The organism is Clostridium sp. DSM 17811 (assembly GCF_018861905.1).
GTDB lineage: Bacteria > Bacillota > Clostridia > Clostridiales > Clostridiaceae > Clostridium_AD > Clostridium_AD frigoriphilum.
In genome coordinates this window covers 435725-459816 of record NZ_JAHLDU010000001.1, presented here as the reverse complement: position 1 = coordinate 459816, position 24092 = coordinate 435725, and the positions used below count along the sequence as shown (strand labels likewise).

The window sequence follows — 24092 nt, the reverse complement described above, 5'->3', positions numbered from 1 at the left end:
AGGAGATATTATGCATATACCTGATGGATACTTAAGTCCCCAAACATGCGTCGTACTTGGAACGCTAGCGATTCCAATAATAGGAATAGCAGCAATAAAGTTAAAGAAGACATTAAAGGACAAGCAAGTTCCACTACTTGCAATTGGAGCAGCTTTTTCGTTTACTATTATGATGTACAATGTACCGATACCTGATGGTACTACTGCTCATGCCGTTGGGGCTTCACTACTCGCAATAATTTTAGGCCCTTGGGCTGCCGTAGTTGGAGTGAGTATTGCACTCATAATCCAAGCATTTTTCTTTGGAGATGGTGGAATCCTTACACTAGGGGCTAATATTTTCAACATGGCATTTGTGATGCCTTTCGTAAGTTATTATGTATACAAGTTAATATCGGGTAATTCTGAAATTTCATCAAAACGTAGATTTATTGGCTCGATTATAGCAGGATATGTAGCAATTAATATTGGTGCCTTGTGTACTGGAATTGAGCTTGGAATTCAACCATTGTTATTTCATAAACTTGATGGTACTCCATTATATGCACCATATACATTGATGCAAACATTGCCTGCTATGATGTTTGCACATCTTGTAATAGCAGGACCTGTTGAAGGAATAGTAACAGGTCTAGTAGTAAAATATATGCAAAAATCGAATCCTGCCATGCTTATGATTTATCCACCTAAAAAATTTTTGCCTGGGAAATCCCACGTTATAGGTAGTTTAAAGAAGTATTGGTATGTTTTGATAACTTTAATTATTTTTGCGCCGCTTGGATTATTAGCTAATGGGACCGCTTTTGGTGAATGGTCTAGTGATGATTTAAAATTAAAGCTTGGATTTATCCCAGAGGGAATGGCAAAACTTTCAGATAAATGGAATTTCATGTTGCCAGATTATTCTGTACCAGGATTTGGTGATAATTTGTTTAAGTCATCTTTAGGATATATAATTTGTGCAATTGTTGCTTTAATAATAATATTAGCTATAACTGGAATTATAAGTTTTCTGCAGAAAAGAAAAAATGCTACTAATAATGTTAATTAAAAAGGGTAAATGTTATTTTAACATTTACCCTTTTTTTTATAAAATTTTGCTAATTATTAGTATTAGTTTTAGGAGTGTTATTTGATTTAGGTGTATTTACGTTAGTGCCATTGCCAGTATTAGTACTTGTTCCTGTACCGGTTCCAGTACCGGTTCCGGTACCTGTACCTGTGCCAGTACTAGTTCCAGTGCCAGTTCCAGTACCGGTTCCAGCACCGGTTCCAGCACCGGTTCCAGCACCAGTTCCATTACCGGTTCCAGTGCCAGTTCCAGTGCCGGTACCAGTGCCAGTACCGGTTCCAGTATTGGTACCTGTTCCGGTACTGGTACTATCAGTTTTCGCAGGTGTTTTTAAATTAGATTTTTTATTGGTGTTTTTTTGATTATTAGTTGTATTATTTGATTGATAGTTATCATCGCTTTTTAATTTGCTACCATTTGGGTTTAGAGCGATATATAATGTATCCATTAATACTCCGTTTTTATCAATTACCGTATTAGGTCGAGTGAAGTCTTTTTGAACTAAACCTTGATGTAGATACTCCATATATTCTTTCCATATTTGGCCAGGTTCGTTAGCTCCAAACATATTCTGCGCAGCTGGTGTATCATCTCCTACCCATACAGAGGTTGTATAGTAGGGAGTATACCCTATAAACCAACAATCTTTTGATTCGTCAGTAGTTCCTGTTTTGCCTGCAGCATAAGGATAGTCACTAAGAGATAAACCATTTCCTGTTGAATAACTTTCTGTTAATACACTCTTTAAAGTATCAGTCATAAGGTATGAAGCTCCACTATCATATACCTTAGTTTGCTTGTATTTATTTTCAAACAATACTTGATCAATTACTGTATTAGTTATTTTACGTACGTTACTTGGTTCTATAAATTTACCGTTTCTAGAAAGGGTTGAATAACCTGAAGCCATTTCAACAGGGGTGACTCCCTTTGTAAATCCGCCGATTCCAACTACAGGGTATTCCTCGGGGGTTATATATTTGAAATTCATATTTTGCAAATATTTCAGCGATTTCTTTACACCATTGTCTTTTACTAATCTAACTGGAATGGTGTTTATAGATATATCAAGCGCATATTTCAAAGATACAGAGCCACGGAATATAGAGTCATCATTATTTACTTCATCTATTGGTGCATCTACATATTCACTTGCTGGAATATATCCTCTTTCAAATGCAGGAGTATATGCTATTAATGGCTTTATAGAGGAACCTGGCTGTCGTACCCCTAAAGAGGCTCTATTAAAGGTGTTGCCATCTTGACTTCTGCCTCCAACTATAGCTACAACTTCTCCTGTATTATTATCTATTGTGACACTTGCGCCTTGTTTTTTATATAAGCCAGAGGCTTTAGATGTTTGTGAATATTTAGCTAGTTTATTATCTACTACACTTTGTAATTTTTCTTGCTTTGCTGTATCAATAGATGTATCTATTCTATATCCACCACTAAGAAGAGTTTTTTCCTTGTCTGCATATTCAGTTTTATACTTAGCAAAATAAGTTTCACTATCTTTATCATTACTAAAAGAATATTTTGAAACAAAACCATCTTGCTCCATTAATTTCAGTGTTGCATTATGAATGGCATATTCAACACTGTAGTCTACAGGTGCTGTTTTTATATAAGGCTTTAGATTTAGTTTAATAACTTCTGCTTTTGCGGTATCAAATTCGATTTGTGATATTTTGCCTAAACTTAACATTTTATCTAAAACTAAATCTCTTCTATTTAGTGCATTATCCATGTGTTTAATAGGGTTATAGTAAGAGGGATTGTTAGGAATCGACGCAAGTAGAGCTATTTGCGAAACATCTAAGGCTCTGTTACTCTTTTGAAAGTAAAATTGTGCAGCACTTTCAATGCTATAACAGCCATTACCGTAATTTATGTTGTTTACATAAAATTCTAATATTTGTGCTTTGGAATATTTTTTTTCTAAATCCAGTGATATAACAGACTCTTCTAATTTTCTCCACATAGTTACGTCAAATGTAAGAAATACATTTCTTGCTAATTGTTGTGTTATTGTAGAACCACCTTGAAGCACAGCTCCTTTGGATTTTATATATACCCAAATGGATCTTCGTATACCCTTATAGTCTATTCCATTATGTTCATAAAACCTCTCATCTTCAATTGAAGTGACAGCTTGGCTTATATATGGATTCAAGTCAGCATCTTTTGTGTAATAATATGAGTTGGTCTTAAATTCTTTTAATAACACGCCTTTATTATCGTAAACTTGAGTTGGCTTTCTGGTATTAAAAGCAGTTTCATTTATATTTTGGGCTATGTTGTTACCAGCTGCAATTGTTGATTTTATTTTAGCATTATATTTAATATAAATATATCCTGAAGCTGCTGAAACTGATAAGAAAATTATAACAAAAAATATCAATAAACCTTTAACAACTTTTTTCCAAAGCTTCTTTTTAATTTTTGCTGGTACTATGATTTTTTTATCATCATTCATTAATATTCCTCCTTTTTTTTATCCTACAAAAAAGAAATTGTCAAGGGCGCTCCTTGGACGATTATGATTTTTGTATACACAATGGAGGTGCCGTTTTGTGTAAGGTGTCTTTGGATGAGTAGTAAGGGATAATTATTTGCCACAAGTAATGTCCTATTTTAAATTTAAGAAATGTATCTGAGAAACTATATATTAAGGAAACACTACAAGTCTTTATTATACTATTAAAAAAGGAATTACGTTATGTAAATATAATACAATTATTTTAAATTATTGTCAATAAAATGGTAATAAGCCGATTGGTATTTATTATTTGTTAATTATAATTAAATATTAGTAAAGTAAATTTATTATGAGAATAAGCACTAAATTATACGATATATAACATAATAATACATATTGCTATTATTTATATACTAATAATACATAATATGATAAAGTTTTTCAACAATAAACCGAATATATTATATATGTAAGTTAAACTTCAATTAGAATATAGTGTAGCGTAAGCAGTTAAGGAATTATAAAGTATTAAGAAAATCTAGTAAATTAGGGAAGGATTATTGACATTATAAAAAACATATATTATGATGAAACGGAATTAGATAAATATGTAGATTATGAAAAGAACATGGGAAAACTAAATCGAGAAAAATCAATTCAAAGGAGATGTTTTTATGGATAAGTATGTTTGTTTGATATGTGGGTATGAATATGATCCAGAGGTAGGGGATCCAGACGGCGGAATAGCACCAGGTACTAAGTTTGCAGATATTCCAGAAGATTGGGTTTGTCCACTATGTGGAGTTTCAAAATCAGATTTTGAAAAAGTAGAATAAAAACTAATACAATTAATATAATGTAATTTAAAGGCCAGGTATATTTAATAATAAACTATTAAATATATCTGGTTTTTTGTATTTCATAAAAAGAAACTATGGCTTGAAATGTAAAGTAATAATTTGTTGTAACAAATAGCTTAAATTTGAAATCATGTGTGAGTATGGGTATCAAGTGATATTGATATTGATACTCATTTGTGATATAGTAAATTGAATTAATATATGGCGTTTGTCCATTAAGGAGATATATTTATGGGAATAATTAAGTCAGCATTTTATTTTATAATAGCCGGAATATTTGAAATAGGCGGGGGTTATTTTGTATGGATATGGTTACGAGATGGTAAAAGCATTTGGTACGGAATTTGTGGAGCTATAGCGCTTATTGTATATGGGGTGATTCCGACTTTGCAACCGCCAAGTGCTAATTTTGGTAGAGTCTATGCAACATATGGTGGTATCTTCATTGTATTATCAATATTATGGGGCTGGAAGATAGATAATATAATTCCTGATAAATTTGATTTGATAGGTGGCGCTATAGCAGTAATTGGAGCTGTTATTATTATGTATGCTCCAAGAGGGTAGAATTTAATGAAGAATAAAATTTTAAAAAAGAATTATGGTTACTTCTTTACATATTAAACATATAGTGATACTATAGATATAATTTAATAAGTTAGTTATTCTCATCAAGAGAGATAGAGGGACAGGCCCGATGATATCTCGGCAACCATCAGGCGATAATTGCCTGAATAGGTGCTAATTCCTGCGTTAAGTTCATAGTAATTTAGCGGAAGATGAGAGAGGTGTCATTGAATATTTATACCTCTTTCATCGTTATTGGTGAAAGAGGTTTTTTGGTTTTTTATAAATTAAAATTTAATAATGTCTTATCAAGAGAGGTGGAGGGACTGGCCCTATGAAACCCGACAACCAGTATCGCAAGATACATGGTGTTAAATCCTGCAGCATGGCTGCAAGATAAGAATAAGTTTGGAAGTAGTGCCCAAGTTTATTCTTGGGCACTATTTTTTAGGAAAATAGATAACATTGGTTACAATAAAATTATAAAAATGAATTGTAAGGCATAAAGAGGAGCAGAGATATTATGATTAAAGTTAGTGGTGTAAGTAAAAGTTTTTCAGAGGTAAAAGTATTAAGTAATGTTTCGTTCACAGTAGATAAGGGTGACATTTATGGTGTTATTGGTCATAGTGGTGCTGGAAAGTCTACTTTGCTTAGATGTTTTAATGGGCTTGAGACATATGATACAGGAACTATTAACATAATGGGTAAAGTGGTTAATGAGCTAAGCCGTAAAGAGCTTCGTGAGTTTAGAAAAGATGTAGGAATTATATTTCAAAGTTTCAACCTTATTAATAGTAAAAATGTTTTTGATAATATAGCATTTCCACTTGAAGTATGGGGGAATGATAAGAGCTATATTAAGGAAAGAGTAGATAGCTTGATAGATTTAGTAGGTCTTAATGATAAAGTAAAAACAAACGTAAAGCAGTTAAGTGGAGGCCAAAAGCAAAGAGTTGGAATAGCAAGGGCATTGGCACTGAATCCTAAAATACTACTTTGCGATGAGGCCACTTCTGCACTAGATCCTAAAACTACAAAATCTATATTACAGCTTTTAAGAGATATAAATAATAAATTTAATATAACAATCGTCGTAGTTACTCATCAGATGGAAGTGGTAAAAGAAATTTGCAATAAATTCATTCTTTTAGAAGGTGGTAAAATTAAAAGTCACGGGTTTACGGATGAATTATTTATTAAACCAACAAAAGAGATGAAAATACTTATTGGTGAGGAAGAATTACTACCCAGTATTGGTTATAACATTAAAATATTTTTCACAAAGGAAATTACCCAAAGTTGTTTAATAACATCGCTAGCAAGAGAACTTGATATTGATTTTTCAATAGTATGGGGAAGGCTTGAAAAATTTAGAGATAGTGTGATGGGTAGCCTTATTATAAATACTAATGAGGAAAATAAAATAAAAATATTAAAGTATTTAGATGATAGATCTATAGAATGGGAAATTGATCTTGAATTAGAACAAGATGAATTAAATAAGGAGGGGGTATAAATGACATTTGAAGAGATTTTAATACAAATTTTACTGCCTGCATTATTAGACACAATGTACATGGTAGTAGTATCTACGATTTTTACAGTGATTTTAGGTTTTATTACAGCGGTTGGATTAATTATAACTGGACCTAAAGGGCTAAGGCCGAACAGCTTAGTTTATAAAAGTTTAAATTTAGTAGTTAATATACTTCGTTCTTTCCCGTTTATAATACTCATGATATCTATATTTCCTTTAACGAAGTTAATTGTTGGAACTACAATAGGTACTAATGCAGCTATAGTTCCACTAACTCTTGGAGCGGCTCCTTTTGCTGCAAGAATAATAGAGTCAGCACTACTTGAGGTGGATTATGGGATTATTGAAGCAGCTAAATCCTTTGGCGCAAAAACTCACCAAATTATATTTAAGGTTATGTTAAAAGAAGCAATGCCATCTATAGTTCTTGGAATTACTTTAACTGTTATAAATATTATAGGATATTCAGCTATGGCAGGAACAGTTGGCGGTGGTGGTCTTGGAGATGTAGCACAAAAATATGGATATTATAGATTCCAGACGGACATAATGATATACACGGTAATAATATTAATTATAATTGTGCAAGTAATACAAGCATTAGGAAATTTATTGTATAGAAAAATGATTAAATAAGATATTAATGATATTTAACATCAAATATGATGATTGAATTATAAATTACAAAAAAAGAAAGATTAAGAGGGGGATTTAAAATGAAAAAAATATTAAGCATATTATTATCAGTAGTTGTAATTTTTACATTAAGTGGTTGTGCTGCGAAGAAAGAGGCAGTAACAGCTGATAAAAAAATTATCAAGGTAGGTGCTTCACCAATTCCTCATAAAGAAATATTAGAAGTTGTAAAACCAATCCTTGCGAAAGAAGGATATACTCTTCAAATAGTGGAATTTACCGATTATGTAACACCAAACACAGCACTTGCTGAGAAACAACTTGATGCAAATTTCTTTCAACACGTACCTTATTTGACAGAATTCAGTAAATCGAAAGGGTTAGATCTTGTTTGGACTGTAAAGGTCCATATTGAACCAATGGCTTTGTACTCATCTAAATATAAAAAACTTAGTGATATAAAAGATGGAGCAAAAATAGCTATTCCAAATGATCCTACAAATGGTGCAAGAGCACTTAGAGTACTTGAAAAAGCAGGTTTAATAAAATTAAAAACTGGAGACCTTATTTCTAAAATTGATATTACAGAAAATAAAAAGAATCTAAAAATAACTGAATTAGAAGCTCCACAACTTCCAAGAGTTCTAAAAGATGTGGATGCAGCAGTTATAAATTCTAATTATGCAATGACTGCTAAATTAAAATTAACAGACGCAATAGCTGTTGAAGCAAAGGATTCACCTTATGCCAATGTACTTGCTGTTAGAAAAGAAGATAAAGATAAGCCTTATATAAAGGCACTTTCAAAAGCATTAACTTCTCCAGAAGTTAAGAAATTTATTTTAAGTAAATATAAGGGTGCTGTAATTCCAGCATTTTAAAGTTAGTATTTAGTTTTATATAATTATAATAGTTTAACAAAATAAAATCACTTTGCTTTGAGCTTAATAGTTTAAAGCAAAGTTTTTTTTACAATATGAGTACATAGGAAGAGGAGATTTTAATATGGAAATCAAGCAATTTTGTGCGCGGTATTCAATGGATAGGGTGGGGACTAATTCCTTAAAGTGGGATGCTTTAGATAAGCGTTATGGTGATAAGAATTTAATCCCTATGTGGGTGGCAGATATGGAATTTAAGGCACCAGAAGTAGTGGTAAATGCAATGAAGCAAAGAATTGAACATGGGATATTTGGATATTCTTATGTACCTGACTCCTACTATAACTCTTTCATTAATTGGGAAAGGAATCAGCATAACTATGAAGTAGATAAAAAATGGATACGGTTTTCAACTGGTGTTGTTGTATCTTTATATTGGTTTGTTAATGCGTTTACAAAGTTTGGTGACTCAGTAATTATTATTACTCCGGTGTATTACCCTTTCCACGATGCAGTAAAAGATACTGGAAGAAAATTAATTACATCTGAATTAATAAATGTAAATGGAGTATATACCATTGATTTTGAAGATTTTGAGAGAAATATTATAGAAAATGATGTTAAATTGTTTATCCAGTGTTCTCCACATAATCCGGTTGGTAGGGTTTGGACAGAAAAAGAATTGGATAAAATTTTATCTATATGTAAAAGATATAATGTACTTGTTGTCTCAGATGAAATACATCAAGATATTATAATTGGAGAAAATGTACAAATACCTGCAGCTATAGTAAGTGGTGCAAAGTATGCTGATAATATAATAACAGTTACAGCACCATCAAAAACTTTTAACTTAGCCGGATTATTAAATTGTAATATAATTATATCTAATGAGAAGATAATGGCAAGATATGATGCGTATTCGAAAACTATTAATAAAACAGAAGTTAACATTATGGGATTAACTGCAGCGGAGGCTGCTTATAATTATGGTGAAGAGTGGTTAAAATCCCTGCTAGAGGTAATAAAGCATAACTACAACCATGTTAAAGAAAGACTAGGAGATAAGGCACCAAAAATAATTATTACTCCGTTAGAAGGAACTTATCTTATTTGGCTAGATTTGAGGGGATATATAGAGCCTAATGAAACAAAAACATTTATACAGGATAAATGCAGACTTGCTGTTGATTATGGTGAATGGTTTGGCGAAAATTGTAAGGGATTTATTAGATTAAATATGGCTACTAATCCTAAGTATGTTGAAAAAGCTGTGGACAATATCATAAAAAATATTAATTGTTTGTAAATTATAATAATTTGAAAGAGGAAATTTGTCGTATTTATAGAATAAGGTAATATACGATTATTTTCTCTACGGAGGAAAAACTAGGAGGGATTTTTATGAAAACATTAAAAGGAACAGAAACAGCTCAAAATCTTATGAAATCATTTGCGGGTGAATCACAAGCTAGAAATAGATATACTTATTATTCATCAGTAGCAAAAAAAGAAGGGTACATACAAATATCTAACATATTCACAGAGACAGCAGCAAATGAGAAAGAACATGCTGAAAGATTCTTTAAGTTTGCAAATAAAGATTTGTGTGGAGAAGTGGTAGAAATTAATGCAACATATCCTGTAGCGCTTGGAGACACAAAGCTTAACTTATTAGCAGCGGCTAATGGAGAAAATGAAGAATGGTCAGATCTTTATCCATCATTTGCAAAAGTCGCTGAAAAAGAAGGTTTTCCAGAAATAGCTGTACTTTATAGAAAAATTTCTGAAGTTGAAAAACATCATGAAGAGAGATACAGAGAATTATTAAGTAATGTAGAAAATAATACAGTATTTGATAAAGAAGAAGTAGTTATGTGGAAATGTGGCAATTGTGGTTATATTTTTGAAGGAAAAAGTGCTCCTAAAGTATGTCCAGCATGTGCACATCCTCAAGGATATTTTGAAATATTTTCAGAAAAATTCTAATTATATTTTAAAAATGTAGAATAAAAAATAACCCTCATTTTAATTTGAGGGTTATTTTTTATGCTTATATATATTACCTTTTGAAAATCCTTAATCTATATGCATTAAGTGCTGTATCGTATAATTTGTTCATTAGTTTATAATTAGCATATGCACCAACAACTAGTCCGATACCGGGAACAAGCTGTAACATTTTTGCCAAATCTATATAATCCCTATATTCTTGTTGAAAAGTTTTCCAGTCAAAAGATTCTACATCCGCAGGCAAATTTTTTACGTAATTGTCCCAATTTGATATTTGAGTGTATATTTCAATTCTTCTTTTGTCACTTGAAAAAGCTAGCTGAAAAACATATAGAATATATAATCTTTCTTTATAATCTCGAACATCAAAACCATAAATACTAGCTATTTCATACAGAAATTTCATTTTTAAACTTAGAAGAATAGGGAAGTCCGCAAGACCAATTAAAAACCCGGCACCACCGGTTCCAGCGCCACTAACAGTTGCAGCTTTTCTATAAAAATCAATACTGCTTTTTGCCAAAACTTCGCGGTCTTCAAGGGAGGTATTAGTAAGTGGGGGTTTCGCTGTATATTCAGAACCGGTGAGTACAAGCTTTGTCATATTTTCAATTGAAATGTTAATAATATTTTGAATTTTATCAGGAAGTAAGTTGTTCATCTTGTTTTGTATACCCTTAGCAAAATCGCTTGAAAAAGAAGGCTCCTTTTCCATCTTTTCTTGCCATAAAAACATTTCTTTTAGTGAGTTTTCTTCATAATTATTCATGTTTGTCCCCTTATAAAATTAATATTATCATTATGATGGCACTGTAAGTTATCTTTTATTCATTTATAGATTGTTTTATTAGATATTATTTAGTACAAAGGATTAATTATCACTTGTCACGTGGGTGGCACTGTTTTGTAAGCTTTCAATATATTTCATCATTTTTTCTTGATTTTTTACTAATGCCTTTTGATTATCTATTAATAAATCCATTTTTTTGTGTAAATCTTGAGTAATTAATTCTGATTTAAAATTTATCTTATAATCGTTTTTTGATTTTATTCTATCTTTTTCTTCTTGTCTATTCTGGCTCATCATTATTACAGGAGCTTGTATAGCTGCAGTGCAAGATAGAACTAGATTAAGAAGTATAAATGGAGCCGGGTCAAATAGATTTTTAAAAATAGTATTAGAAACTATCCATATAACGATAATTGCAAGTGCTATTATTATAAAACTCCAACTTCCAACTGTTTCTGCTATTTTATCAGCCATTTTATTTCCAAAGTTGTGGGAGTGCGAAGTTTCGATTGTGACATCTTCCGATATCCTATTACCCATTAATTCATGTAATAAATCTTCTTCAATAGAGTTAAAGCTTTCTCCTTGGTCAATTATTTCTCGTACAAGTTTTTCTGAGGCCGAATTATCATTATCATTTTCAGTATTATATTCATTTTCCATGTTAATACCCCCTAATTTATTACTTTAATCAAGACGAAATGTTGTTTTATATAAATATAATTATTTTAAATTGCTACTTGCCACCTGGCACGTTGGTAGCACTTATAATTATAATTATTTTAGCAGTAATATTCAATCAATTATTTTGTAACTAAATTATCAACTTCTATTAATACTATTGTTAAATTAGATTATGTTTGCTAAAATAGACTTGTTAAGATATTTAAATATTGACCCAGTGGGATTTTTTAGTGCCCGCTAATTATAAAGTTTATTAAATTACCATCTACATAAGGAAGGAGATAATATTATGATTTATTCAACAGAAGTTTCAGAAATGATTTGTGTTGCTAAAGGACCTAATCATGGTTCAGCACCAATTCCTGAAGAAGGAAAATGGGTACAAAGTAAAGAAATTAAAGATATCTCAGGTTTAACTCACGGAATTGGCTGGTGTGCTCCTCAACAAGGTGCCTGTAAGCTTACATTAAACGTAAAAGATGGAATAATACAAGAAGCATTAGTTGAGGTAATAGGATGCTCAGGTAGTACTCACTCAGCTGCAATGGCTGCAGAAATACTTCCAGGAAAAACTATTTTAGAAGCATTAAACACAGATTTAGTATGTGATGCAATAAATACAGCTATGAGAGAATTATTCCTTCAAATAGTATACGGAAGAACTCAAACTGCATTCTCAGAAGGTGGACTACCTATCGGTGCTGGACTTGAAGACTTAGGCAAAGGCCTTAGAAGTCAAGTTGGTACTATGTATGGAACACTTGCTAAGGGACCAAGATACTTAGAAATGGCTGAAGGTTATGTATCTAATATTGCACTTGATAAAAATAGTGAAATAATTGGTTATAAATTCATTCAACTTGGAAAAATGATGGATATGGTTAAAAAAGGTATGGATGCTAATGAAGCTATGGAAAAAGCTACTGGAACTTATGGTAGATTTGACGAAGCAGTAACAGTAATCGATCCAAGACAAAAATAATATAAAAAGGAGGAATAATATAATGGCTTTATTTGAGAGTTATGAAAGAAGAATAGATCAGATACTACCCGTATTAAAAAAACATGGAATAAATTCACTAGAAGAAGCAAGAAAAATATGTGAAGATAAAGGTATCGACGTTTTTGGAATAGTTAAAGGAATTCAACCAATAGCATTTGAAAATGCTTGTTGGGCATATTCAGTAGGAGCAGCTATTGCAATTAAAAATGGTTGCACTAAGGCTGCAGATGCTGCAGTTTATATAGGCGAAGGACTTCAATCATTTTGTATACCAGGTTCTGTTGCAGATGATAGAAAAGTTGGAATTGGTCATGGTAACTTAGCAGCTATGCTACTTCGTGAAGAGACTAAATGTTTTGCATTCCTAGCTGGACATGAATCATTTGCAGCTGCTGAAGGCGCAATTGGTCTTGCAAGAGCTGCTAATAAAGTAAGAACTAAACCTTTAAAAGTAATACTTAATGGTCTTGGAAAAGATGCAGCTTATATAATTTCAAGAGTTAATGGATTTACTTATGTTCAAACAAAATTTGATTACTATACTAGTGAATTAAAAGTAGTTAAAGAAACAGCTTATTCTGATGGAGAAAAAGCTAAAGTTAGATGTTACGGTGCAGATGATGTACGTGAAGGCGTTGCAATAATGCATTCAGAGGATGTAGATGTATCAATTACAGGAAATTCTACAAACCCAACAAGATTCCAACATCCAGTTGCTGGAACTTACAAGAAAGAAAGATTAGAAGCAGGTAAGAAATACTTCTCAGTAGCATCAGGTGGTGGTACAGGAAGAACACTTCACCCAGATAATATGGGAGCAGGTCCAGCTTCATACGGAATGACGGATACTATGGGAAGAATGCATTCAGATGCACAATTCGCAGGTTCTTCATCTGTTCCAGCTCATGTAGAAATGATGGGACTTATCGGTATGGGAAATAACCCTATGGTTGGTGCTTCAGTTGCAGTTGCAGTTGCAGTACAAGAAGCAATGAGCAAATAAATTTTTTATTGTATGTTAATAAAAAAGTCCCTCATCTTGGTTTCTTATGTTTATAGAAAAGCTTAGGTTAAACTAGATAGGGACAAGCCTCACATTAAGTCATAATAGGCTAAATGTGAGGCTTTTTTTATTTGTGGTAAATATCAAAGAAGTTTATTTTTTGCATATTATCAATTTAAAGGTTGAAATAATGTTTGACATTAAATACTACTGTGTATATACTGATTATATACACTAGCTACAAAGGAGCGAATTATGAATATTATAATTTCAAATTCATCGCAGGATCCGATTTATGAACAAATAGTGACCCAAATTAAAACTGCCATTATGAAAGAAGACCTAACTCCGGGGGATGCCTTACCTTCTATAAGAAGTTTAGCAAAAGAGCTTCTTATAAGTGTTATAACAACTAAAAGAGCATATGAAGAGCTTGAAAAAGAAGGATTTATAGAGACTGTTCCTGGAAAAGGTTCCTATGTATCATGTCAAAACAAAGATCTAATAAGGGAAAAAAGATTAAAAACTATAGAAGAAAACCTAGCTGGTGTTGTATCTGAAAGTAAGTTTTTAAATTTAAGTTTAGAAGAGTTACAAGGTATGTTAGCAATACTATATACCGAAGAAAATTAATACATAATTAAATTTTTAGTTTTGAACTAATTAAGGGGGGAATAAAGATGAATAACATCTTGGAAATAAAAAATTTAAATAAGTCTTATAAGGATTTCACTCTAGACAATTTAACTTTCAATGTTGAAAGAGGCTCTATAATGGGGTTTATAGGCCCAAATGGTTCAGGTAAGAGTACCACTATAAAACTTATAATGAATCTTATTAAAAAAAATAGTGGAGATATAAATATTTTTGGATTAGATAATATAAAGCATAATAAAGAGATTAAGCAGAAAATAGGATTTGTTTATGACGAAAATTATTTTTATGAAGAATTAAACATCATAGAAATGAAAAACATTCTTCGACCTTTCTATAAAAGTTGGAATGATGCTTTGTTTGAAAAGTATATAAAAGAATTCGAACTGCCTAAAAAGAATAAAATTAAAAATCTATCAAAAGGAATGAAAATGAAATTTTCTCTAGCATTAGCTCTTTGCCATAATGCAGAGCTTATTATAATGGATGAACCTACTTCTGGACTAGATCCAGTATTCAGAAGTGAACTCATAGATATTTTGTATAATGTAATTCAAGATGAAAATGTAAGTATATTCTTTTCAACTCATATAACTACTGACCTTGAAAAGATAGCTGATTATATTACTTTTATTAATAAAGGAAAATTAGTTTTCTCAAGGACTAAGGATGAAATTATTGAAAATTATGGAATGGTTAAAGGGAGTAAAGAACTTTTAGACAATGATATTAGGAGAAAATTTGTAAGCATAAAAGAAAATAATTTTGGATTTGAGGCTCTAACAAATGATATTACTAAAGCGAGGGAGCTATTTAAAGGCAGAGGAATTATTGAAAAGGCATCGCTTGAAGACATTATGGTATATACGGTTAGGGGGAATATTTAATGTTGAATCTAATAATAAAGGATATTCTGATTCAGAAAAAGACTATTATATATGCTCTCCTTTATACTGCTTTTATGGCTTTTTCTATGTCTTCTGTGTTTCCTAATGGTTTTGGCTTATATGTGATGTCGCCTATGGTAATCAATTACTTATTTATAACTTTTGCTGTTCAATATGATGATAAGAACAAAAGTGAAGTTATAATAAATAGTTTACCACTTAAAAGATCTGATATTGTTATATCAAAATATATATCAACATTTGTGTTTGGAATTATAGGGATTATCTGCTCTACCTTAGTGGGTACTATAGGCAATGCCACTGGACGTTTAAAGTTTATTGGCTCAATTTCATTATGGAATATTGTTTTAGTTATAATGTCTATATGCATATTTAGTTCTATATATTATCCTGTTTATTTTAAATTTGGAGTTGCTAAAATGAAGATTTTTACTATGGTAATATTTATGATATTTTTTTTCGTACCAATGAATGCTATGAGTTATGTTATTAAAAATCCCAATAACTTTTTTGTACAGAAATTTAATTATTTTATAAATAACACTTCTGTCTTAGCCCAAAACTCTATAGCTCTAACAACAGGCTTAATTATTTTTATGATTTCGCTAATGATTTCAATCCACATTTATAATAATAAGGAGTTTTAATGAAATCAGATATACATTGACTTATATTATTCATAATAAATATTTATCCTTTAGTTTAGATAAATAAACTTTTGAAAAGAATAACAATGATTTTAATATATAAAATAAATTGGAGGTGTTATCAGTGAAGAAGAACAAATTAATAAGTATTGTAATTCACAATTTTCATGACTATAAAGTAAGTTCTACTATGTTGTTTTTGGGCTTATCAGCAGGATTTGGGATACTGGGGAATAAGTTTGGTATGTTGTATTTGATTCTTTCATTTTTACCAGTGCTTGCATGGTCACTGCTTTGGTTTAATGAAAGAAAAACAACTGATACCTCATTATAATAAATAGCATAAATGTTTTAAAGCTTAAAATAGTCTATGATTTTAATTGAAATCATAGATTATTTTTTTTGATTATGAAAGTAAATTAAACTGAAATTTGATAGTAAGCTAACTTTATATTATTGTCATAATATTTAGCATTATATAATAAGAAAAATTGACCATATGTGGGTTTTAAATCATGTTTACCGTTTGTTAACATTATGATATAGTTTTAAAGCTATGAAAAAATATTATACGGAGGTAGATGATATGACAAAATTTGAATTAAGAGGATGTTCCTTTATAATTGCTATAGTTATGTTGTTTTTTGTATTACCAATATCTATAGTAAATGCGCAAACGAAAACGCTCTCAGATGCCATATTAAAGACAAATTCAGCAAAAACTATGGAAAGCAATGGTAAAATTAGTTTGACATTTAAGGGGCAAGGACTTTCAAAGCAAGACAAAGAGGATTTCGAGATGATAAGTGATATGTTAAACAACTTACAAGTAAGTTTTAATGCTAAGACGACTGGAAATAGTGACGGAACTATTTCGAAACAATATGTTGAAATATCAGCAAATGTAGGCGGCAGCCCATACGCCGGAGAATTATGGAGCGACATAAATCTTACAGGTAAAACTCCTATAGTTAAAGAAATCGTAAAATCACCACAACTATTTGAAATGATGGTTCCACCTGAAAATGTTAATAAATATATGTTAATAGATCTTAATGAGATGAATAAAACACCAGGAATGTTATCTGAACTAGGCAACCTGGATTTTGGAAAAATGATTAGTGAAAACAAAGAACTACAGGGATTAATTATAACTTTATTTCAAAAATATTCAGCAAAACTTGGTGATAATTATAATTTTATATCTAAGGATGGAAATGTGTATAGGGTTAAAATTGATGATACTCAATTCAAAAATCTTATAAGAGAAGTAGTTAATTTAACTGCTGAAAATGAAGAAGTACAAAATCTTATAAGAGATTTAATAGTAACTGAAATGAAAAATACAGGATCATCGGCCGTTGAAATTAATAGTATGAAAGCAGATATGGATAATATGTTTAATACACTTGAATCACAAGGGTTTTTGGATGAATTTAACCAAATTATGGACAAGCTCAAAGATGTAAAGATACTTGGAGATAAAGGAATTGATATTACATATACGATAAATGAAAATGGATACGTGATAGGTACTAAAGGCAATATAGAACTTGTTTTAGATATGGCAAAGATAGATAAAGTCTTTACTGAAAGTGTAAGTGGAGATGCAGCTGATGTCGCAACTGAAATTATACCAACAGGAACATATACAGTGGGTGTACATTATGAAGTAAATAACAATAATATTAACGGGAAAGTAAATGTTATAATACCAATACTTACTTCAGCAAATTCATTTAGTTATGTTAATATGTTTGACGAATCAATAGGCAATCTAATTGATGAAGATATAGATAACAACGGTAGTAACTCAGGAGGAGAACAAATAAGTGTTACACATACGGTTAAGGGAGGTCAACTTCCGAATACTTCCACTCATTTGTATGAGTTACTCCTTATAGGAACTGCTTTAATGTTTATTGGAGCTTTAGGATTAAAAGGTAGAAAACGTTATGAATAAATTGAAAACATTATGGAGTAAAATTATCATGTTTAAGGTTCTGTCTCTTGTGTTTATGGGTTTTGGGATAGGAATCATTGCTTTTGCAGCATATAGTATATTATTACAGTCGAATGTTTCTATGAAGGCAACTCCAAGCAATATTTCTAAATCTGTAACGAAAGTAGCAAATAAAAAGTTTTATCCTGTATATACCAAAGATGGTGATAGTATTGGTATTTTGACTTTGACAACTTTAAATAAGAAATTACCTATTGTCCAAGGGACTGGCGAAAATGAGTTAAAGAAAGGAGTAGGTCACTTTACTCAAAGTGTGCTTCCTGGAGAAAAAGATAATTGCGTTCTTTCTGGACATCGCGATACTGTGTTTAGTGGAATAGGAAAGCTTAAGATTGGGGACCAATTGATTGTGCAAACATCAGCGGGTATATTCACTTATGAGGTGAAAGGCACACGAATTGTAGGTAAAGACGACAAAACAGTTATCGTACCTACAAGCCGAGCAGTCCTTACACTGACAACCTGTTATCCATTCAATTTTATTGGGGATGCTCCAAATCGTTATATTGTATCTGCAGATTTAGTTAAATCAAAATAAATAGATTAATAATTGTTTTATTTTCTACAAAAATGGCAATAATTATAAATGAGTATAATAATTCATAGTGTTAAGAAGCAAATATATATAAAATATATCAACCGTATTTATAATGTAAGTTGATTATCTATAATGAATTATATATAATGGGAATGTACAAGAAAAAGTATGAAGTAAATATAGTAATATTACTTATATTATACAAGGAGGAAATAAATGAATATAGATGTAAACTCACCACTTGATGAATTATTAGAAACTTGGGCTATGTATTCACAAAAAATTGTCTATACTATGCTAACTGAAAAAGCTGAAATTGATGAATTTAATAAAGTGAAGTTAGTCTTAAAAACAAAAGGAATAATAAAATTAGAAATACATAATGTTTATGATAATGAATATGTTTTGCATTATCTTAAGCAAGGTGGACTATTTACAAAGAGAATTATTTTAAATAAGAAAGTAGCTAACTTAGAATAGTGCTAAATTTCATAAAGTATTTTCTAAAATAACTAGTGAATATGCTAGTTATTTTTTTATACGATAAGTAACGTTTGTATATGTTTACTATTCTTGTACAGTATAAATATAGAAATAAAACGATAATTTAAGTTTGAATAATGTGATATTTTAATCTATTGCGATTATTCTTAACCTTTTTTATATTATAATCAAATATAATATGGTATAATTACATTGGATTAGTATAATGCATTGGTATAGAATGTAGTTATTAGGGAATTATAAAGAACTCATACAGTGAGTAGTCTTAAAATATGAATAATATAAAAATATATGTATAAAGAGAGTGGTGTTTTAAAAAGGCAACACTTTAAAATATAAATTCATTAAAAACATTCAAAAATTTTATAAGAAAGGAGAAAAGGGAAAAGAAAAAAATGGCTAAATATATTGAAAATAGTGAAAAGTTAGAGAAAGCTGAGACTATTGAAAATATCAAGATGATGAAACAGTGACAATAGGTGAAATAGATTTGGATATCGGAAATACAAACTATTCTCTCACAAAAATAAATCATTATAAAGTAATTGTAATAAAAATATAAAAGAAAAGGTAGGTGAAAACCTGATTTATGGTTAGTTAATAGGAAAAAAACACTTGGAATAGTAAATTAACGAAGTTTCATAAGGGGGCATCTCATTTTATGGGTGGAAATTTAAAGCTCCTTGTGAAGTGGTTAATGCATCTTTAGAAGATGAGCAGCTCCGCGGCTAAAGGATTAAGGTTAATTGTAGTAAGCGGTACTGACCTAAGTAATTATATTCTGTGATACTACCATTTTGTTTAGTAAACAGAACGAAAATATTGGATGGATAAAATGCCTAATATTTAGAAATCGGGGAAATAGTGAATAATAATTATAGAAGTAAGGGTAAAAACAAAATCAGAGTTATCCCAATAGGTGGACTTGGAGAAATTGGGAAAAACATTACTGCAATAGAATATAAAGAAGAAATTATTGTTATAGATTGTGGAATTTCGTTTCCAGATGTAGATATGTATGGAGTAGATTTGGTTATTCCAGATATAACATATCTTTTGGAAAATAAAGATAGAGTAAAAGGGATTTTTCTAACTCATGGTCATGAAGACCATATAGGAGCATTACCTTATGTTTTAAAACAGTTGAATGTACCTGTGTATGGAACATGTCTAACACTAGGACTTGTAGAAAATAAGTTACAAGAACATGGAATACTCGCAGATTGTACACTAAATGTAGTAAAAGCTGGGGATATAGTTAAGCTTGATAAAATTAGTGTAGAATTCATAAGAGTTAGCCATAGTATAGCGGATGCATGTTCGCTTTGTATACACACTCCTATTGGAAGAATTATACACACGGGAGATTTCAAAATAGATTATACTCCAATAGATGGAGAAGTTATAGATTTAGAGAGATTTGCAAAATTGGGTGGTCAGGGAGTTTTATTACTAATGGCTGATAGTACTAATGTAGAGCGTCCTGGTTTTACTATATCTGAGAAAGTAATTGGAGAAAATTTAAAGAAAATTTTCTATAAAGCTGAAGGTAGAATTATAGTAGCGTCATTTGCATCAAATATTCATAGAATACAGCAAATTGCAAATGCTTCAATTTTCTACGGAAGAAAAATAGCATTTAGCGGAAGAAGTATGGAAAGAATATCTGAAATAGCTATGAATCTAGGATATTTGCATATACCAGCTGAAGCTATAGTTGCAGTAGCAGATCTTCATAACTATCCTGATGATAAGGTAACGATAGTAACTACGGGTAGTCAAGGTGAGCCACTAGCTGCATTAACAAGGATGGCATCAAATACTCATAGAAGCATTCAGATACAAAAGGGAGATTTGATTATTTTATCTGCATCTCCTATTCCAGGAAACGAAAAGTTCATATACAATGTTATAAATGAGCTATTTAAAAAGGGAGCAAATGTAATATACAATACTACAGAAGAGATTCATGTTTCAGGGCATGCGTGTCAAGAGGAATTAAAATTAATGCACGCATTAGTACGACCTAAATATTTTATGCCAGTACATGGTGAATATAGACATCTAAAACAACATGCGCTACTTGCAGAAAAATTAGGAATGAGTCCTGATAATATTTTTATAGCAGAAACTGGACAGATATTAGAAGTATCACCAAGCGAATGTAGAATAGCTGGAAGAATTCAAACGGGAGCTATAATGGTAGATGGGCTTGGAGTTGGAGATGTTGGGAACATCGTGCTTCGTGATAGAAAGCACTTAGCTGAAGAGGGTATTCTTACTGTGGTAGTTACTATAGAAAGAGAGACTTATAGCATTGTAGCAGGGCCAGACATAATAACTAGAGGATTCGTATACATGAAAGAATCCAATGAACTTATTAATGAGGCTAGAGACATTGTAAGAAAAGAATTAGAACAGTGCTTAGGTAATAAAATTAAAGAATGGGCAGTAATAAAATCTAGTATTAGGAATGCTTTAGGCCAATTCTTATATATAAAAACTAAGAGAAGACCTATAATTATACCAATAATAATGGAAATATAATAAGGCTAAGTTTTATCATTTATGCTTAGTTATGGAAAAGAGTATGTATTGTAATAATGCATACTCTTTTTGTATGCTACATAAGAGTGATGAGGCGCAAATTATAAACTTAAATAATGGAAATAATTAAAGTATTGACAAGGTGCAAATACTTGAGTATATTATAAGAGTAAATGCAAGTGATTTGCAACAACTAAGAAGCGCCTTTTAGGGGCTTTTGATATTTATAAGTAAATTGAAGGAAATGATTTAAGGAGTGAAAAAACATTGAAAAAAATTATTAGTATGATGATTTTAATATGTATTATATTTACACTAGTTGGATGCTCGAAGTCTACACTCAATATGAAAGAAGAAGCGATAGGGACTGTTAAAACTGATAAGTCAAAGCTACAGGTAGTTGTCTCTTTTAATCCATTGAAGGAGTTCGCAGAGGCTGTAGGTAAAGATAAAATACAAGTAACAACAGTAGTGCCAGAAGGCGTTGAGCCACATGATTTTGAACCAAAAATAAAGGATATGAAAAGTATAAGTGATGCTGATTTGTTTGTATATTCTGGATTTGGAATGGAAACATGGGCCTCTAAAACTCTAAGTGCTATAGATAATAAGAAGTTAGTTGTTGTTGATTCGTCACTTGGAATAAATCCAATAAAAAGCCAGGGTGATGAAGTTCAGGAACATGGACAATTTGACCCTCATATATGGCTTAGCTTAAAAGACGCTAAAATTCAAACTAAAAACATAAAAGATGCTATGGTGAAAGTAGATAAAAAGAATAAAGTATATTATGAGAAGAATTATGAAGAGTTTTCAAAGAAACTTGATAAACTTTATAGTGAATATAATTTGAAATTCGCAGGGATAAAAAATAAGAATTTTGTTACCGGTCATGCAGCCTTTGGTTATTTGTGCAGAGAGTTTGGGTTAACACAAAATAGTGTAGAAGATGTATTCGCGGGGGGAGAGCCTACTCCTCAAAAACTAAAAAAAATAGTCGAGTTATCGAAAAAATATGGAGTGAAAGTTATTTTCATGGAGGAACTTGCAAGTCCTAGAGTGTCTGAAACCCTTGCAAAAGAGGTAGGGGCTAAAGTACAAAAGATATATACAATAGAAAGCAGTGAAGATAATAAAGGTTACCTTGAGAGTATGGAAGCGAATTTATCTGAGATATATGATAGCTTAAAATAATAATTAGCCCTCGTCTTGATTAAGGCGGGGGTTAATTATTATTTAAAAATATTTATATTAGTTTAAAATTCGGTTGTTTTATTAATAGTGTAAACAAAATATATTGCATCTTATATGAGATATTGTAAATGTGTGTAATATTATGTATAATAAACATAATACATCTTAAATGTATTTTAATGGAGGGGTAATATGGATGTTTTTTTAGCAAGACAACCAATTCTTGATAAATTTAACAAATTACTTGGATATGAATTGTTATTTAGAGATAGTGAAAAAAATATATATCAAGCGGAAGATGGAGATAAGGCAACTGTTGAAGTTATAAAAAACAGTTTTGTAAATATAGGAATTCAGGAAGTAACTGGAGGTAAAAAAGCATTTATTAATTTTACTGAAAATATTTTAAAATCAGATATTTTTATGGTTTTGCCACCAGAGACAGTAATAATTGAAATATTAGAGGATATAGAACCTACAGAGGAAATAGTAGAGTTATGTAGGGATTTAAAAAAACAAGGTTATCTTATAGCCTTAGATGATTTTGTTTATTCAAGCAAGTACATAAAACTTATAGAGGTAGCAGATATAATTAAAGTTGATTTTAAAATAACTAAAGGGAATGATCGAAGAAAAGTAATTGAACAGGTGAACTCCAAACATATAAACTTTATAGCAGAAAAAGTTGAAACTATGGAAGAATTCCATGAAGCTGTTTCGTTTGGGTATTCATACTTCCAAGGTTATTATTTTAGTAGACCGCTAATTGTTTCAGGAAAAAGAATATCAGAAAATAAGATTGTTTATATGAAGTTATTACAGGAAATTAATAATGGTAGTTTTGATATAGATAAAATAGAAGAATTAATAAAAAAAGATGTATCATTATCATTTAAACTTTTAAAACTTATAAATTCAGCAAATTATGTTTTTAGAAGTAAAATAAAGTCTATTAAACAAGCATTATCACTGCTTGGGGAAAAAGAAATAAAAAAGTGGCTATATTTAATAGTTTTTAAAACTATGGGTGAGGATAAACCAGAAATTATAGTAATAGAATCATTAACAAGGGCAAGGTTTTCAGAATTAATATCATGTAAAATTAGAAAAGGTGCTAATTCATTTAATGCTTATATGATAGGTCTATTTTCTATGGTGGATTTACTTTTAGATGTACCATTAGAAGAAATACTTGAGGAATTATTGTTACCAATTGAAGTTAAGGGTGCTTTAGAAGGGTGTAGTGATAACGATTGTAGGAAATTGCTTGATTTAATTATAAATTATGAAGAAGGCAAATGGGATGAGGTATCAAAAATTTCTAAACAACTAGAATTAGATGAAAAGTGGTTGCCAGATGCATACTATGAGGCAATCTTTTATGCTAATGAATAATTACCACGCACTTAGCACATGTCAATTTCATTTTAATTTTTATTATCTAACAAAAATTAGTATAACTTCAAAAAAATATTACTACTCAGATATTAATTTCATAAAATATCCGAGTAGTAATAGATAATCAATACTTATTTACTGTAGCATT

23 protein-coding genes and 2 riboswitches are annotated in these 24092 nt (G+C 30.6%); of the genes, 20 read left to right on the top strand and 3 right to left on the bottom strand.

Annotation, left to right across the window (positions count from 1 at the left end; all coding sequences use genetic code 11):
• The first annotated feature begins 10 nt into the window (after nucleotides 1–10).
• Nucleotides 11–1051 (top strand): cobalt transporter CbiM, encoded by a 1041-nt coding sequence (cbiM, locus tag KPL44_RS02095; RefSeq protein WP_216246944.1) that lies wholly within the window; start codon nucleotides 11–13, stop codon nucleotides 1049–1051.
• A 49-nt stretch (nucleotides 1052–1100) separates the two neighbouring features.
• Here cbiM and KPL44_RS02090 read toward each other — a convergent pair whose 3' ends face one another.
• Nucleotides 1101–3551 (bottom strand): transglycosylase domain-containing protein, encoded by a 2451-nt coding sequence (locus tag KPL44_RS02090; RefSeq protein WP_216246942.1) that lies wholly within the window; start codon nucleotides 3549–3551, stop codon nucleotides 1101–1103.
• Nucleotides 3552–4228: 677 nt separating this feature from the next.
• On the opposite strand from KPL44_RS02090, the gene rd reads away from it, so the two are divergent.
• The 7 genes from rd to rbr all read left to right on the top strand — a co-directional run bounded on the left by rd (nucleotide 4229) and on the right by rbr (nucleotide 10027).
• The gene (gene rd, locus KPL44_RS02085; RefSeq protein ID WP_171295777.1) at nucleotides 4229–4390 is read left to right on the top strand and encodes a rubredoxin; all 162 of its coding nucleotides are present in this window, start codon (nucleotides 4229–4231) and stop codon (nucleotides 4388–4390) included.
• A 255-nt stretch (nucleotides 4391–4645) separates the two neighbouring features.
• Nucleotides 4646–4981: a YnfA family protein gene (locus KPL44_RS02080; protein ID WP_216246940.1), complete on the top strand. Its 336-nt coding sequence runs from the start codon at nucleotides 4646–4648 to the stop codon at nucleotides 4979–4981.
• 98 nt (nucleotides 4982–5079) lie between these two features.
• A riboswitch (SAM riboswitch) is annotated at nucleotides 5080–5200 on the top strand.
• An 83-nt stretch (nucleotides 5201–5283) separates the two neighbouring features.
• A riboswitch (SAM riboswitch) is annotated at nucleotides 5284–5384 on the top strand.
• 120 nt (nucleotides 5385–5504) lie between these two features.
• Nucleotides 5505–6500, top strand: a complete 996-nt coding sequence (locus KPL44_RS02075; RefSeq protein WP_216246937.1) for a methionine ABC transporter ATP-binding protein — start codon at nucleotides 5505–5507, stop codon at nucleotides 6498–6500.
• Entirely contained in the window at nucleotides 6501–7157 is a 657-nt protein-coding gene (locus KPL44_RS02070; protein ID WP_152753577.1) for a methionine ABC transporter permease, read from the top strand.
• 80 nt (nucleotides 7158–7237) lie between these two features.
• Entirely contained in the window at nucleotides 7238–8038 is an 801-nt protein-coding gene (locus KPL44_RS02065; protein WP_216246935.1) for a MetQ/NlpA family ABC transporter substrate-binding protein, read from the top strand.
• 124 nt (nucleotides 8039–8162) lie between these two features.
• Nucleotides 8163–9347, top strand: a complete 1185-nt coding sequence (locus tag KPL44_RS02060; RefSeq protein WP_216246933.1) for a MalY/PatB family protein — start codon at nucleotides 8163–8165, stop codon at nucleotides 9345–9347.
• 95 nt (nucleotides 9348–9442) lie between these two features.
• Nucleotides 9443–10027, top strand: coding sequence for a rubrerythrin (gene rbr / locus KPL44_RS02055; RefSeq protein ID WP_216246931.1), 585 nt, complete (start codon nucleotides 9443–9445; stop codon nucleotides 10025–10027).
• A gap of 73 nt (nucleotides 10028–10100) precedes the next feature.
• Here rbr and KPL44_RS02050 read toward each other — a convergent pair whose 3' ends face one another.
• Both KPL44_RS02050 and KPL44_RS02045 read right to left on the bottom strand, forming a co-directional pair.
• The gene (locus KPL44_RS02050) at nucleotides 10101–10820 is read right to left on the bottom strand and encodes an EcsC family protein (protein WP_216246929.1); all 720 of its coding nucleotides are present in this window, start codon (nucleotides 10818–10820) and stop codon (nucleotides 10101–10103) included.
• Nucleotides 10821–10922: 102 nt separating this feature from the next.
• Complete coding sequence (locus KPL44_RS02045; RefSeq protein ID WP_216246928.1) at nucleotides 10923–11504, bottom strand: DUF1003 domain-containing protein; 582 nt, start codon at nucleotides 11502–11504, stop codon at nucleotides 10923–10925.
• 310 nt (nucleotides 11505–11814) lie between these two features.
• Here KPL44_RS02045 and KPL44_RS02040 point away from each other — a divergent pair, with 310 nt between their 5' ends.
• The 12 genes from KPL44_RS02040 to KPL44_RS01985 all read left to right on the top strand — a co-directional run bounded on the left by KPL44_RS02040 (nucleotide 11815) and on the right by KPL44_RS01985 (nucleotide 23941).
• A complete protein-coding gene (locus KPL44_RS02040) occupies nucleotides 11815–12507 on the top strand; it encodes an iron-sulfur cluster assembly scaffold protein (protein ID WP_071614550.1) in 693 nt (230 codons plus the stop codon).
• A gap of 22 nt (nucleotides 12508–12529) precedes the next feature.
• Nucleotides 12530–13531 (top strand): GGGtGRT protein, encoded by a 1002-nt coding sequence (locus KPL44_RS02035; RefSeq protein WP_216246926.1) that lies wholly within the window; start codon nucleotides 12530–12532, stop codon nucleotides 13529–13531.
• A 255-nt stretch (nucleotides 13532–13786) separates the two neighbouring features.
• On the top strand, nucleotides 13787–14164 hold the full coding sequence (locus KPL44_RS02030) for a GntR family transcriptional regulator (RefSeq protein ID WP_216246924.1): 378 nt from the start codon (nucleotides 13787–13789) through the stop codon (nucleotides 14162–14164).
• Nucleotides 14165–14211: 47 nt separating this feature from the next.
• The gene (locus KPL44_RS02025; protein ID WP_216246923.1) at nucleotides 14212–15072 is read left to right on the top strand and encodes an ABC transporter ATP-binding protein; all 861 of its coding nucleotides are present in this window, start codon (nucleotides 14212–14214) and stop codon (nucleotides 15070–15072) included.
• Nucleotides 15072–15740 (top strand): ABC-2 transporter permease, encoded by a 669-nt coding sequence (locus KPL44_RS02020; protein WP_216246921.1) that lies wholly within the window; start codon nucleotides 15072–15074, stop codon nucleotides 15738–15740. The genes KPL44_RS02025 and KPL44_RS02020 overlap by 1 nt, the downstream gene beginning before the upstream one ends.
• Before the next feature lie 124 nt (nucleotides 15741–15864).
• Nucleotides 15865–16074, top strand: a complete 210-nt coding sequence (locus KPL44_RS02015) for a hypothetical protein (protein ID WP_216246919.1) — start codon at nucleotides 15865–15867, stop codon at nucleotides 16072–16074.
• 252 nt (nucleotides 16075–16326) lie between these two features.
• Nucleotides 16327–17703, top strand: a complete 1377-nt coding sequence (locus tag KPL44_RS02010; RefSeq protein ID WP_216246917.1) for a hypothetical protein — start codon at nucleotides 16327–16329, stop codon at nucleotides 17701–17703.
• Nucleotides 17696–18301, top strand: a complete 606-nt coding sequence (locus KPL44_RS02005) for a class D sortase (RefSeq protein WP_216246915.1) — start codon at nucleotides 17696–17698, stop codon at nucleotides 18299–18301. Before KPL44_RS02010 ends, KPL44_RS02005 begins: the two co-directional genes overlap by 8 nt.
• 216 nt (nucleotides 18302–18517) lie before the next feature.
• On the top strand, nucleotides 18518–18781 hold the full coding sequence (locus KPL44_RS02000; RefSeq protein ID WP_216246913.1) for a hypothetical protein: 264 nt from the start codon (nucleotides 18518–18520) through the stop codon (nucleotides 18779–18781).
• 888 nt (nucleotides 18782–19669) lie between these two features.
• A complete protein-coding gene (locus tag KPL44_RS01995) occupies nucleotides 19670–21352 on the top strand; it encodes a ribonuclease J (protein ID WP_407934996.1) in 1683 nt (560 codons plus the stop codon).
• 267 nt (nucleotides 21353–21619) lie between these two features.
• Nucleotides 21620–22546, top strand: coding sequence for a metal ABC transporter substrate-binding protein (locus tag KPL44_RS01990; protein WP_407934997.1), 927 nt, complete (start codon nucleotides 21620–21622; stop codon nucleotides 22544–22546).
• 192 nt (nucleotides 22547–22738) lie between these two features.
• Complete coding sequence (locus KPL44_RS01985) at nucleotides 22739–23941, top strand: EAL and HDOD domain-containing protein (protein ID WP_216246911.1); 1203 nt, start codon at nucleotides 22739–22741, stop codon at nucleotides 23939–23941.
• The last annotated feature ends 151 nt before the right edge of the window (nucleotides 23942–24092 follow it).